The organism is Thermodesulfovibrio sp. 3462-1 (assembly GCF_040451425.1).
GTDB lineage: Bacteria > Nitrospirota > Thermodesulfovibrionia > Thermodesulfovibrionales > Thermodesulfovibrionaceae > Thermodesulfovibrio > Thermodesulfovibrio obliviosus.
The window spans coordinates 77,197-90,235 of record NZ_CP144374.1; the positions used below are offsets into that span (position 1 = coordinate 77,197).

Sequence of the window (13,039 nt, forward strand, 5' to 3'; positions counted from 1 at the left end):
ATGACAACAATACTGATAATAGATGATGAACAGTTACAAAGAGAAATTCTCCAGACAATTCTCTCAGAAGAAGGTTATAATGTTTACACTGCCTCATGTTTAGAAGAAGCAAAAGAAATAATTGGCAAAGTCCTTCCAGATATAATTCTTACTGATTTAAAACTGGGAACTCAAAATGGGATTGAAATCCTTAATAGTCTTCCAGAAGAACCTTTCAAGCCTGCTGTAATTGTCATTACTGCTTTTGGAACAATCTCTTCCGCAGTTGATGCTATAAAAAAAGGAGCCTTTGATTATCTTACAAAACCCCTTGATAAAGAAGTTCTTTTAGTGACTGTAAAAAAAGCAGAAGAAAGAATGAATCTTATTAAAGAAAATCTGAGGCTAAGAAAGGAGCTTTATGAGAAATTCAAAATTGAAGGTATAATCGGAAAATCAAAAAAAATGCTTCAAGTGCTGGATATAGTTAAAAAAGTAACTCCAACAAATGCAACAGTGTTAATATATGGCGAATCAGGGACAGGTAAGGAACTTATCGCAAAAGCAATTCACTATAATTCACCAAGAAAAGACAGACCCTTCATTGCAATAAATTGTGCAGCAATTCCTGAAACATTGATAGAAAGTGAACTTTTTGGTTATGAACCAGGAGCGTTCACAGGTGCAAATACAAGAAAAATAGGACTCATTGAAGCAGCAGATAAAGGAACACTTTTTCTTGATGAAATTGCTGAACTTCCTTTAGCAACTCAATCTAAACTTCTCAGAGTGCTTCAGGAAAAAGAAGTAAGAAGAATTGGTGGTAAAGATACAATCAGGGTTGATGTGAGAATAATTGCAGCAACAAACAAAAATCTCTCTACAGAGGTGGAAAAAAATAAATTCAGAGAAGACCTTTATTACAGATTAAAAGTCATAACAGTGGAAATACCTCCTTTACGGGAGAGAAAAGAGGACATTCCAGAGCTTGTAAACTTTTTCATTGAAAAATACTCAAGAGAATTTGGAAAAAGAATTAATGGAATTGACAACTCTGCAATGGAGGCTTTATTTAATTATCACTGGCCTGGCAATATAAGACAGTTAGAGACAGTTATTGAAAGAGCAATAATTATTTGTGAAGGAGAAAAAATCACCCTAAAGGATATTCAGGATGAATTAAAGATTTCCATGCCAAGAAATGTCTTTGAGATAGATATACCTGATGAGGGAATAAATTACGAAGAGCTTGAAAAAGAGTTACTAAAAAAAGCTCTGGTTAAATCCAATTATGTTATTGCAAAGGCAGCAAGATTACTTGGAATGAGCTACAAAACATTCTGGTACAGACTTGAAAAATTCGGACTTTCTGAAAATTTTCCGAAAAGGGAAAATTTCCTTAAATGAGGAAATCTCTATTAACGAAAAGGTAAGATAGATAACCTTATGTATGCTGGCATAAAATTTGTATAGTATATTTTAGAGCTAAAGACTGAAATCCCTTTGAAAAAAACAGAAAAGAAAGGAGGTGACAAAAGAGGATGAAGAAAATTTTAGCAGTAGTAATGGCATTGGTATTTGCTCTTACAGTAACAGCAGCATTTGCTCAGCCTCAGGCAAAACCAGCAGAGCCTGCAAAGAAAGCAGAGCCTGCAAAACCAGCAGAGCCTGCAAAGAAAGCAGCTAAGGAAAAGGTAAAAAGCATTACTGGTGAGGTTACAGCTGTTGACACAGTTGGCAAAACCATCACAGTAAAAAGCAAAAAGCAGGAGCTCACAATTGCAGTAACAGATGAGCAGATTAAGGACGTTAAGGCTGGTGATAAGGTTGTAGTAAAATACACTGAGAAAGATGGCAAGGCTACAGCAAAGAGCGTAAAGAAAGTTGCAGCCAAGGCTGAGAAAAAAGCTAAAGGAAAGAAAGAAGAAAAACCAGCTGAAAAGAAATAGTAAGCTTTCAGTAGAAAGGTGGAGGATTAATCCTCCACCTTAATTTTTTTATTTCATACTTCTATCCCTCTTTTTCTTAATTCTTCAAGTTTCTTTTCTCTGCATTCTTTGCATCTAAACTCTGGTTCAGGATCATGAAGTCTGTCGTAGTTTTTAGTTTTTACGACCCTGTATCCCTCACAAATCTTTCCGCAGTCAGCACATACCACATCTTTTCTGATTTCCCATAGAGGATAAAAAGCTGGAATGTTAAAATGGGATTTAAATATTGCCTTATCCACAAACCAGAATACATTGGCAAGTAAAAACTGATTGAGTAAAAATGCTGGAATTGTGTGAATTCTCAGGTAATCACTCAAAACAAACTGAAGCAATGCTCCTGCAATACCTGAAAGTACAATCCAGCGACCAAATACATAAACAAACCATGTCTTCATAATAAAACCTCCTCGTAGCAATCAATTTTAAATTATTTTGACCTAATTTTTAGTGTAACATTTTTCTTACTTTGATAAGAAAAGGGATTGAGGTAATCTGAAGAATTACTGAAAAAATAACCAAAATATACACTGAAAAATCATATAAAAGCCCCAACACCGTGCTACCTAAAAACCAAAATAAACCGTATCCAGTATTGAATACTCCATATCCAACTCCTCTTTTTTCCTTTGGAACCAAAACCGCTACAGCTGCCCTCATTACAGACTCCTGTGCCCCCATTCCTATCCCCCACAAAATCATGCCCAACAAAGCAGAATAAAAACCTCCAAGAAAACATAAGGGCGCAAAACCTGATGAAAGAATTACTGAAAAAATAAGAATAGAGAGTCCCTTTTTATCAAAAAAATATCCAAAGATTAAAGCTGCCAGAGCATCAATACCCATTGCCATAGCATAAAAAACAGGTACCCACTGTTCCGAAACTGTTTCGACTTTTTTAAAATGATAGGCAATCAAAGGAAAATCAGCATATCCTGCACCATTTAAGGCAACTGCTATGAGATAAACCCAGTAAACTTTGCTAAATCCCTTTGTTTCAATATGAATTTTTGATACTTCCAGCTCTTTCGGTGATGGATAAAGAAACCTTGCAAAAAATAAAATACCAATAGCAAACAAAGCTGGAACAAGCAGTGCTGCAAAAGCTTCTCTATATCCTCCATGAAAATAAAATACTGCTGCCACTGTCAATGGACCAAGCATTGCTCCAATTTGATCCATTGCCTCATGAAGTCCAAAGCCCCATCCCCTACCAATCTCTGCTGTGGCATGACTTAGCATAGCATCTCTTGCAGGTGTTCTCAATGCTTTGCCAATTCTTTCAGCCATGATCAGCAAAGCTGCCATCTGCCAATGCCCAACCAAAGCTAGTGCTGGAACACTTAAAAGATTGATTAAATATCCTCCGATTGTGATGCTCCAGTATTTACCAGTCCTGTCAGCAAGCCATCCAGAAAAAAGCCTTAAAGCATATCCAATAAACTCTCCAAAACCTGCAATAAATCCAACCAAAGTAGCACTGGCACCTAAAAATGCAAGAAATGGACCTGTAATGCTTCTTGCAGCCTCATATGTCATGTCAGCAAATAAACTTACAAGCCCAAGTAAAACAATAAATACTGTAGTAGGTTTCATTTTTTTCAGTTACAAATATTGAAATTGCTCACATCTCAATCCTTGTTAAAACTCCGTGAAGCTTTCTTGAAGGCAAGCGGAAAAAGCTTATAAATGTGGGAGTTATTTTTTTTATAAAAGCAAATATCCTCCAGTATCCTCTTGCAACAATGTCTTCAAGACCGTAAAATATAGCCCTTTCTTCAATTCCATTTTCTCTAAGTATTTCTTCAATATTTACAAACTCCATGTAACCCATTTCAATTTCAAATACTCTTATGCTCTGACAGAGATTTTCTTTAAAATAACCAGTAACTCCAAATGGATCAGGCCTAATGAGTATTGACAGAAATACATTGTCCTCATAAATTATTCCGTGGTAAAACATTGTTTCTACAATATAAGGAGAGATCTTACTTGTATCCCTGATAAAGAAAATAGCTGTTCCCGGAATTTTTGGATTTGTTTTATAGATCCTCTCAAATTTTAAAATAAAATCTTCTTTTTCTATAAACTGCATAATACTGTAAAGTTTTTTCTGTCCATTGGTAAAAACCAGAATGGTTAAAAATGGAAACAACGCAAGAATTATTGAGTAATATCCACCCTGAGGAATTTTTTGCAAACATGCACTGACATATACAAAATCAATAGCAGTAGCAAGTAAAGCAAATATCAATGCAATATAGTTTCTTTTAAGAAAAAATATTGAAATCAATATAATTCCTGTTATGCACATATTTGCTGTTACCGTCAATCCATAGGCTCCTGCTAAATTTGAAGAAGTTTTAAACTCTAACATAATGAATAAAACTGCAATCAATAAAAACCAGTTAACAGTTCCAATATATATTTGGGATTTTAATTCTTTTGAGGTATAATCAATCTTCAACATTGGCATTATTCTTGTTGTAATTGCTTGATAGACAATAGAAAACATTCCACTTATCATTGCCTGCGAAGCAATAATTGTAGCAGCTATACTTAAAATCAAAAAAGGAACATAAAGAGAGTATGAAAAATTTAAAGATAGTTCAAAAAGAATGTTTTTAACCTCAGGATGAGATAGAATAAAAGCACCCTGACCGAAATAATTAATTGAAAGAACAAAAAACAAAATTGTCCATGCCTGCCTTATAGGCTTTGAACCAAGATGTCCCATATCTGCATACATTGCCTCACAACCTGTTACGCAGAGAATGACTTCTCCTAAGATTAAGTAGCCTTTCCACCCATTTTTTAAAACAAAATCTATAGCATAATATGGATTTACAGCCTTCAAAACCTCAGGATTTTTTAAAATTCCATAGATACCAAGAATAAGAAGAGAAGAAAACCATATAACCATTACAGGACCAAAAGCAGAGGCAACCTTTTCAGTTCCCTTTTTTTGGAAAAGAAATAAAAATATAGCAATAACCATGGCTCCTAAAATAATCATCTCTTGCGAAATTGTTATTTCTGGTATAAAAGCTGAACCCTCGACAGCACTTAAAATACTTATTGATGGAGTTATAACACCATCACCCATAATAAAAGAAGTTCCTATAAAGGATAAAAATGTGACAACTCCTTTAGCTTTTTTTGATTTTGAAAGAGATTTAAATATCTCAGCAAGAACAATTGTTCCACCTTCACCCCTTATACTTAGTCTCATTGCAAGAACATTGTATTGAATCGTAGGAAGTATAACAAGTGTCCAGAAAATAAGAGAGAGAACTCCGAGAACATTTTCATAGGTAGGCTCAAGAATTAAAAATGTAACAGTTAAAGTATATATTGGGCTTGTTCCAATATCTCCAAAAACAAGGCCCATTGCTTTGATGATTCCAGTCATAGATTTTTATTATACCTGAAATTGAGAATAGAAAAAATCCCTAAGTTGCCAGCTTTGATTAACTAAAATCTCTTGATTTTTTAAGACTGCTTGCTATAATCTATTACCGTGATTTAATGCAGGTTCTAATGCGTGATATTTCCTTCATATTCAGGAATTGAAGACAATTTAAGGATAATTTTATGAATATTGAAAAAATTGCAGTTTTATCTATAATAGTAGTAGCTGTAGCAGGAGTTTTACTGTTTGCAAGATTTTTTTTATTCAAAATCCTTCATCACTGGGGTAAAAAGACTAAAACAGGCATAGACAAATTAATAATAAATACAATTAAAGTTCCTTCAATTTTCTGGTGCATTGGAATAGCCCTTTATATAGGAATTGAAAGCTCAGAATTTCCTCAAAAATATAATTTATACATAATTAAAACGATTCATGTATTGATAATTCTATCAATAACTATACCTGTTGCTAATCTCGCTAATAGACTTTTTATGCGGTATGTGGAACGCTCATCAGTTTCTGTGCAGTCAACAGGTCTTTTAAATATAATAATAAAGAGTGCCGTCTATTTAATTGGTTTTATAATAATACTTAACATTTTTGGAATTTCCATAGCACCTCTTATAACAGCACTTGGTATAGGTGGATTAGCAGTTGCTCTTGCTCTTAAAGACACTCTTGAAAATCTCTTTGCCGGAATTCATATTATGGCAGAAAAAACAATAAGGATTGGTGATTTTATACGACTTGAAAATGGACAGGAAGGATATGTGGAGGATATTTCATGGAGAACTACAAGAATCAGAATGCTTTCAAATAATATGTTAATAATACCAAACAGCAAGCTTTCTCAAAGCATTGTGGTTAACTATTTTTTACCTGAAAAAAGAACGACTCTACAGATTCCAGTTAGTGTAAGTTATTCATCAGATCTTGAAAGAGTTGAGAAAATATTGCTTGAAGAAACAAAAAAGGCTTCAGTAGAAATTGAAGGACTACTTAGTGAACCCGAGCCAGTAGTAAGATTTATTCCCGGATTTGGTGAGAACTCTCTTAATTTTACTATTGTTTGTCAAATAAGAGAATTTGTTGATCAGTATAGTGTTCAGCATGAACTAAGAAAAAGAATATTTAAACGCTTCCAGGAAGAAAGAATTAGCATTAGCTGAGATTGAATTAGTAATAGAAAAGTTTGAATCTTTCTTATAGCTTTACTTAGCTCTTGGATGATGTTTAAGATACTCTTTACGAAGTCTATCCATTGAAACTTTAGTATAAACTTGAGTTGTAGATATGTCACTATGACCAAGCATTTTCTGTAGAGACCTTAAATCTGCACCACCTTCAAGCAAATGGGTTGCAAAGCTGTGTCTAATCATATGAGGTGTTACATTTACGCCTGCAATTTTCCCCATTACCTTGAGATTCTGCCAGAATCTCTGACGGGTCATTGCTTGTCCTCGATTATTAAGAAAAAGATAATCGGAAGCCTTCTTTTTAAGAAGCTTTGGTCTTAGCTCTATCAAATACTTTTTAATTTTATCTATTGAACGATAAACTATTGGAACAACTCTTTCTTTATCACCCTTACCTTTAACTCTTATAAATCCTGCTTCAAAGTTTATATCGCTCAATTTTAGATTAACAAGCTCACTGACCCTTAATCCTGAAGCATACATCAATTCAAGCATGGTAATATCTCTTAAGTAATATTTGCTTTGAAGCATCACTGAAAGAAGCTTTTTTATCTCATCAATTTCAAGAGCTTTTGGAAGTCTGAGCCATAGTTTTGGTGATTTAAGTCCCTCTGTTGGATCATGATTTATTAAATTTTCAAAGATCAAAAACCGAAAAAACTGCTTTAAAGAAGACAGGTTTCTCGCAATGGATGAAGAACTGTAGCCTTTTTCTTTCAAGCCTAAAAGGTAATTTACAACCAGTTGTTTTTCGCAATTTAAAGGTGAAATTTGCTGTTGCTGAAGATATAAACAAAATCCTTTCAAATCATTTTCATAGGACTTTACTGTATTTATAGAAAGGGCTTTTTCAGTAAGACAATAGTTAAGAAACTTTTTGAGAATCTCTTTTTGTTCCATTATCTATAAACTCTTCAATGCCTACCTGTGAGCGCAACATATCATAAAAAATCTTTCCGAGCTGGAATAAATTTTCTGTATCTGCTCTGTTATAAGAAATAAGGCGCTCAAGACTGTCAGTACTTCCATTTAAATATGCTTTCCAGAGCTTTACAGCATCATATCCGTTAAGCCCTTTGAGCTCTTCCTGTCTTTCAATCAGAAATAATGTTTCAAGCTTTTTAAGCCCACCATGAATTCCCAATCTTTTTCCTGCAAAAAATAAATCAAAATGAGGCATGTGTTCAATTTTCAAATTAGGAAACTCTTTTTTAAGAAATGGAATATCAAAAATGCTTCCATAAAATGTTATCAAATATCTGTATCCATCAAGGGATTGCTGAAGATTGTCTTCTGTGAGATTTTCTCCTTTAACTAAAGCTTGATACCCTTTTGGAGAATAAAGTCCAACCACAGTTACATATCCACCTTTCTCTGGTGTTAGTCCGTTTGTTTCTATATCAAGGCATACTACATCGTTCATCCATTCTTCAAAAAGCCTCCAGTGTTCTCTTTTTTTCAAATGTTCAGCAAAAAAACAACAATCCTTGCAAATTAAAGCCTCATAAGCCCAGTGAAGAAACTCATCATAGCTTTGTTTTTTTTCATAATCTAAATCAAGAACCTCTTTACAATTGAAAAAATCTTCCCAAGTAAGAACTCCTTGTCTCCATAGCTTTCGTTCTCTTTTTTCTCCAATTCCATCAAGAAGTATAAAAGTATTTTTAATCATGTTTTTATTATATTAAGCTTAAGAAAATTTAGACAAGTTTTCAAAGAATAAAAATAAGTTGAATCATACTTTTTGAACAAAAAAATTAAATACTATGTATAAGATAAATTATCAAAAAGCCAGCTATTACAAGAATAGCGACTACCAGAAGTATATCAAGTAACAAAGAGGGTTTATAACTGTCCTCATCAATCTGTTTTTCAATCTTTTTATATCGTATAAAAGCAAGAAAACCCATTAATGCTCCAAGAGCGACAAGAAATATACCAAAGAATGAAGAATATCCAACATGCGATGGCTGTAATAGTTCTTTCTCCAAAACATGCGATGGCTCTTTCTGATGTAAAGTTGAAGAAACAAAAAAGGAGATCTGCCTTACAAAAAGTGCAAATTTTTCAACAACAAATCCGAATGCCATTATTCCAATGCTTGTTCTAATCCATGAAAGAAAGGTTCTTTCATTTGCAAGATGAACTCTTCTGTTCCGAACTTTTGGATGTGTGTTATTTTCTTCCATTGTTTTGAAAACTTCTTTTTACATCTCTGACATCATTTTTAAACATTAATTTTAATTTTAAAACAAACCATCAATTAAAATAAATCTCCCGAATTGCCTCATTTAAAATCTACTTGAAATACCATTCGTTGCAGATTCCTTTTCGCACCCACAAGGGATGCAAGGACAACACGGTGTCAAGAAAAAGGTAAAAACTCCTTTCGAATAGATTTTTATGTGAGGCAATAAGGTAGTTTTCAAAAATTATCATGAATAATAATTTTTACCTCTGTTCCTTTATTCACTTCACTGTCAATTTTGAACTGCCATCCATGAGCTAAAACAAGGTGTTTAACTATAGCTAATCCGAGCCCTGTTCCTCCAAGCTGTCTTGAACGGGCTTGATCAACCCTGTAAAATCTCTCTCCAATTCTATAGAGATGCTCCTTTGGAATTCCTATCCCTGTATCTTCCACTGAAAGAATTCCTTTATCATTTTCCTGGAAAAATCTCACTTTTACTAAGCCTTTTTCAGTAAATTTTATGGCATTGTCTATGAGATTTATCATTATTTGGGTAAATCTATCTTTATCTGCATAAATAAATGTTTCATAGGGAATTTCTTTTTTTAAAAGAAGCCCTTTTTTTTCTGCCCTGTCCTTAAAAATCTCAAAAACCGACTCTACCAGACTCTCAAGCAGTATCTTTTCCTTTTCAATTTTTATATCTCCTGATTCAATCCTTGAGAGAGTCAAAAGGTCTTCTACCAGTGCATTAAGTCTGTCTGCCTGATTTTTTATGATTTCAATAAATTTTTTGGCATTCTCTCTTTCATCAATAGCTCCATCAAGAAGAGCTTCCGCATAGCCTTTTATGGCAGTAACAGGTGTTTTAAGTTCATGAGAAACATTTGCGACAAAATCTCTTCTTATATTTTCAAGTTGTTTAAGTCTACTTATGTCATGAAGAAGAATTATTAGAAAAGAGACACTTCCTGAATCAACCACAGGCATTGCTTTGGCAAGAAGATATATGTCTTTTCCAGCTTTCTTAACTATGATTTCTGCTGTCAAATCTTGTTTTTCAACCATTGCTGAGCTTATAAGATTTATTAAATCTATGTTTCTAATAACTTCAATAACCTGTTTTCCTTCTGGAGGTTCATCTATTCTTAAAATATCTTTAAGACTTTGATTGGCAAGCATTATGTAACCTCTGGGATCAATAATAAGAAGTCCTTCTGTTATTGATTTTAAAATTGTTTCAAAGCTTTGAGGTGATTTAATTTGAGTTAATTCATAAACATTTTTTTCAGACTGCAGCTCATGAATTTTTTGAGAAAGTGTTTTTATCCTGCCTGTCAGTATCAAAATTATAAGAATTAAAAGAAAAATCAGCAATATTAAAAATTCCGCTACCATTAAGCCTCAATGTAATAGCCAATTCCACGAAGTGTTTTAATATATTCTGGATTATCAGGATCCTCTTCAATTTTTAAACGAAGTCTTCTTATGTGAACATCCACTGTTCTTGAATCCACATAAATTTCATGCCCCCATACAGCATCAAGAAGATGGTCTCTATTAAAAATTTTATTTGGTCTTTCTGCAAGGTATAAAAGAAGTTTAAACTCAGTTGCTGAGAGCCTTTTTGGCTGTCCTTTTACTGTTACCAGGTATTTTTCCTTATCTATTACCATTTCTTTTATTTTTATAATCTTCTGCTTAGAATGTGCTGGCATTGTTCTTCTTAAAACTGCTTTTATTCTTGCCAGAAGCTCTTTTGAGCTGAAAGGCTTTGTAATGTAATCGTCTGCTCCAGCTTCCAGTCCTGTGATTTTATCAAACTCTTCACCCTTTGCAGTTACAATTATTATTCCCGTTTTCTGCATATCTGGATTATTTCTTATAACTTTGCATATCTCAAGTCCCTGAATCTTAGGCAGCATGAGGTCAAGAACCACGAGATCAAAGAAATTTTCTCTTAGTTTCTTTAAAGCTGTCTCACCATCAAGAGCTATTGTTACTTCAAAATTTTCCTTTTTAAGTGTATAGGCTATTAAATCAGCAATCTCTCTTTCGTCCTCAACAACTAAAATTTTTTCATTCATTTAAAACCTTTTTTAAATCTTCCTCTGATATTTCAAAGTTTATTTTCATCTTACCTATTGCTTCTGGAATGACCATTCTGATTTTTCCTTCAATGTTCTTTTTATCAAGCAAAATGGTTTTTATCATGGCTGATGAATCCATATTAAGAGGTAGATTTATGGGTAATCCAAAGTTTTTCAAAATATTTTTTATTCTTTCCAGACTTTCTGTTTCAAGAAAACCAAGCATTCTACTGAGCTTTGCCTCATAGACCATTCCAATTGATATTGCCTCTCCATGAAGATATCTGCCATAACCTGTCAGAGTTTCAATGGCATGCCCGATTGTATGACCATAATTGAGTATGGCTCGAAGAGAGCTTTCTCTTTCATCCTTTGAAACAACCTCTGTCTTGATCTCACAGGCTCTTTTTATTATCTGGATCAGTACTTCTTTTTCTTTTCTCAGAATTTTTTCCCTATTTATCTCAAGAAATTCAAAAAATTCTCTATCCCATATAATTCCATATTTTATAACCTCAGCCAAACCTGAAATAAACTCTCTTTCAGGTAAAGTATCAAGGGTATCAACATCAATCCATACTAAAGAAGGTTGCCAGAAACTCCCAATCATGTTTTTGCCAAGAGGATGGTTAACAGCAGTTTTTCCTCCTACTGAACTGTCAACCTGAGCAAGCAAGGTTGTTGGTATCTGAATGTAAGGTATGCCTCTCATATATATGGAAGCAACAAAGCCTGTGAGGTCTCCTATCACTCCTCCTCCTAAGGCAATAAGTGAGGAGCGTCTGTCAAATCCTGCTTCAAGAAGTTGAGTAAGAATATGGTATGCCCAGAAGTAGTCTTTGTAAAGCTCTCCATCTGGGACTAAAACTGAATAAGTGTCGAATCCTTCTTTTTTTAATGATGCTATTACTCTTTCGCCATAAAGCTCAAAAATCTTTGGATTGCTTATGATAGATACTTTCTTTCCTACAGAAAATCTTAGCAGCCTCTCTCCAATGAGGGAAAGATTTCCTCTGTCAATGAGAATTTCATAACTTCGTTCACCCAATTCAACTCTAAGTTTTTCCATCTATCAACCTCTCAATTATTTTTTCTGTCACCTGCTCAGGAGTTAATCCTTCTGTGTCAATGCAAAAATCTGCTTTTTCATAAAGATGTTTTCTCTTTTCAAGGAGTTCTTTTATCCTTTTTTCAGGATTTTCCACCTGCAGTAGAGGTCTGTCTTTACAATGCTTCACTCTTTCAAAAATAACATTTTCTGAAGCTTTAAGGCAAAAAATTACACCATTTTCCTTAAGTTTTTTCATATTTTCTTCTCTTAAAACAACTCCTCCGCCTGTGGCAATAACCTGTCTGTTTTTTTGAGTTATGAGATTTATAACTTCTGATTCAATATCTCTGAAACGGGGCTCTCCAAATCTTGAAAAAATCTCAGAAATTTTCATGCCTGTTGTTTTTTCAATAACTTTATCAACATCAATGAATTTAAAACCAAGTTTTTTTGATAGAATTTTCCCAACTGAGCTCTTCCCTGTGCCCATGAATCCTATGAGAACAATATTTTTCATGTTAAAATTAATTTATGCAATACTATTATACTAAAAATTTCATAGGCTTTGGGATTCTACTGTTTCTTGTATTTTTTATTTTCACCAGTGCCTGCGCAAAAAAAGAGGCTGATTATTACAAAGTCACAGAAATCAATGATGGTGATACTGTCAGTATTGTTACGGGCAGTTTTTTTGGGATTATAGTTAAAACTGAAAGAGTGCGTCTTATTGGAATAGATGCACCAGAGCTTGCCCAGGAACCATGGGGAAGAAGAGCTAAAAATCATCTAAGAAAACTCATTAAAGAAAGTGACTGGCTTGTAAAAATTGAACTCGATGTTCAGCACAGAGACAGATATGGAAGAATTCTTGCATATCTGTGGGATAAAAATGGGAGGATGCTTAACTATATGATGGTAAGAGATGGATATGCTATGGTTTATACAGTGCCGCCAAATGTTAAATATACTGAATGGTTTTTGCAGGCACAAAGACTGGCAAGACAGGAAAAAAGAGGAATTTGGGGAAAAGATGGACTCCGTGAGGCGCCATCTCAATGGAGAAAACAGCATCCTCAAAATCATAGATAAGATTTTAACCGGAAACTGCGAATAGAAGTAGCAAAGATTT

At 33.8% G+C, this 13,039-nt stretch carries 14 protein-coding genes; 4 read left to right on the forward strand and 10 right to left on the reverse strand.

Annotation, left to right across the window (positions count from 1 at the left end; all coding sequences use genetic code 11):
- Positions 1 to 1,386: a sigma-54 dependent transcriptional regulator gene (locus V4D31_RS00360; RefSeq protein WP_353686262.1), complete on the forward strand. Its 1,386-nt coding sequence runs from the start codon at positions 1 to 3 to the stop codon at positions 1,384 to 1,386.
- Positions 1,387 to 1,520: 134 nt separating this feature from the next.
- Positions 1,521 to 1,928 (forward strand): hypothetical protein, encoded by a 408-nt coding sequence (locus V4D31_RS00365; RefSeq protein ID WP_353686263.1) that lies wholly within the window; start codon positions 1,521 to 1,523, stop codon positions 1,926 to 1,928.
- A 53-nt stretch (positions 1,929 to 1,981) separates the two neighbouring features.
- Here the strand turns inward: V4D31_RS00365 and V4D31_RS00370 are convergent, their stop codons facing one another.
- The 3 genes from V4D31_RS00370 to V4D31_RS00380 are packed head-to-tail and all read right to left on the reverse strand — an operon-like array spanning position 1,982 to position 5,379.
- Entirely contained in the window at positions 1,982 to 2,365 is a 384-nt protein-coding gene (locus tag V4D31_RS00370) for a hypothetical protein (protein WP_353686264.1), read from the reverse strand.
- Positions 2,366 to 2,414: 49 nt separating this feature from the next.
- Entirely contained in the window at positions 2,415 to 3,563 is a 1,149-nt protein-coding gene (locus tag V4D31_RS00375; RefSeq protein WP_353686265.1) for an MFS transporter, read from the reverse strand.
- A 28-nt stretch (positions 3,564 to 3,591) separates the two neighbouring features.
- A complete protein-coding gene (locus V4D31_RS00380; protein ID WP_353686266.1) occupies positions 3,592 to 5,379 on the reverse strand; it encodes a KUP/HAK/KT family potassium transporter in 1,788 nt (595 codons plus the stop codon).
- A gap of 182 nt (positions 5,380 to 5,561) precedes the next feature.
- On the opposite strand from V4D31_RS00380, the gene V4D31_RS00385 reads away from it, so the two are divergent.
- Positions 5,562 to 6,551, forward strand: coding sequence for a mechanosensitive ion channel family protein (locus V4D31_RS00385; RefSeq protein WP_353686267.1), 990 nt, complete (start codon positions 5,562 to 5,564; stop codon positions 6,549 to 6,551).
- A 42-nt stretch (positions 6,552 to 6,593) separates the two neighbouring features.
- Here the strand turns inward: V4D31_RS00385 and xerD are convergent, their stop codons facing one another.
- From xerD to V4D31_RS00420, 7 genes are all read right to left on the reverse strand, one after another.
- Positions 6,594 to 7,478 carry a site-specific tyrosine recombinase XerD gene (xerD, locus tag V4D31_RS00390; protein WP_353686268.1) on the reverse strand — a complete coding sequence of 295 codons (885 nt, stop codon included), beginning with the start codon at positions 7,476 to 7,478 and terminating at the stop codon, positions 6,594 to 6,596.
- Positions 7,444 to 8,250, reverse strand: a complete 807-nt coding sequence (locus V4D31_RS00395) for a ribonuclease H-like domain-containing protein (protein WP_353686269.1) — start codon at positions 8,248 to 8,250, stop codon at positions 7,444 to 7,446. Before V4D31_RS00395 ends, xerD begins: the two co-directional genes overlap by 35 nt.
- 85 nt (positions 8,251 to 8,335) lie before the next feature.
- A complete protein-coding gene (locus V4D31_RS00400) occupies positions 8,336 to 8,767 on the reverse strand; it encodes a DUF202 domain-containing protein (RefSeq protein ID WP_353686270.1) in 432 nt (143 codons plus the stop codon).
- 236 nt (positions 8,768 to 9,003) lie between these two features.
- A complete protein-coding gene (locus V4D31_RS00405) occupies positions 9,004 to 10,167 on the reverse strand; it encodes an ATP-binding protein (protein ID WP_353686271.1) in 1,164 nt (387 codons plus the stop codon).
- Complete coding sequence (locus V4D31_RS00410; RefSeq protein WP_353686272.1) at positions 10,167 to 10,856, reverse strand: response regulator transcription factor; 690 nt, start codon at positions 10,854 to 10,856, stop codon at positions 10,167 to 10,169. Before V4D31_RS00410 ends, V4D31_RS00405 begins: the two co-directional genes overlap by 1 nt.
- Positions 10,849 to 11,928 (reverse strand): 3-dehydroquinate synthase, encoded by a 1,080-nt coding sequence (gene aroB, locus V4D31_RS00415; protein ID WP_353686273.1) that lies wholly within the window; start codon positions 11,926 to 11,928, stop codon positions 10,849 to 10,851. The genes V4D31_RS00410 and aroB overlap by 8 nt, the downstream gene beginning before the upstream one ends.
- Complete coding sequence (locus V4D31_RS00420) at positions 11,915 to 12,427, reverse strand: shikimate kinase (protein ID WP_353686274.1); 513 nt, start codon at positions 12,425 to 12,427, stop codon at positions 11,915 to 11,917. Before V4D31_RS00420 ends, aroB begins: the two co-directional genes overlap by 14 nt.
- A gap of 14 nt (positions 12,428 to 12,441) precedes the next feature.
- Between V4D31_RS00420 and V4D31_RS00425 the strand changes: the two genes are divergently transcribed.
- Positions 12,442 to 12,999, forward strand: coding sequence for a thermonuclease family protein (locus V4D31_RS00425; RefSeq protein ID WP_353686275.1), 558 nt, complete (start codon positions 12,442 to 12,444; stop codon positions 12,997 to 12,999).
- Positions 13,000 to 13,039 lie beyond the last annotated feature (40 nt).